General features: G+C 57.1%; 1 pseudogene. It reads left to right on the forward strand.

Annotation, left to right across the window (positions count from 1 at the left end):
- Positions 1-473: pseudogene (locus ALO43_RS28635) on the forward strand (type III effector HrpK); the annotation flags it as partial.

Here is a 473-nt window from a genome sequence, read left to right on the forward strand (position 1 = left end):
GGCTTACACCGGCGCGCAGAAGGCCGCTGTGATGATCAAGTTGCAGCAGACTCAGCAGAGCGTGATAGCCGGGCGGGATTTGCGCAATACCGAGAAGACCGAGGCGGGCCTTAATGAGCGAATCGCTCAGTTGCAAGCCGATCCCGATGTTCAGGAGTACCTCAACAAAAGCATTCCCGAACAGGAGCGCAGCCTGGTCAGCAGCGATTCGGCGCTGCAAAGGCCGTGACTGAGCAGGTTCAAAACGTCAACAGCGGAAAGGCCTTGCAAACCGACCTGGCAACCGCAGACAAGGCCGTCGGCAAACACAACCCCGACCCCGATTACAGCGGCGCCATCACCGGCCTGTCGGCTCAACTGCAACTGCAAAAAGACCTGTTTACCTATGCCCAGGTGCCCACTGCCCAGCAAGTATTCAACAACCAGCCTGATGAAGTGCAAACGAAGATTGCCGATTCCTACGTTCGCAACTT

Source organism: Pseudomonas tremae, from assembly GCF_001401155.1.
Taxonomy (GTDB): domain Bacteria; phylum Pseudomonadota; class Gammaproteobacteria; order Pseudomonadales; family Pseudomonadaceae; genus Aquipseudomonas; species Aquipseudomonas tremae.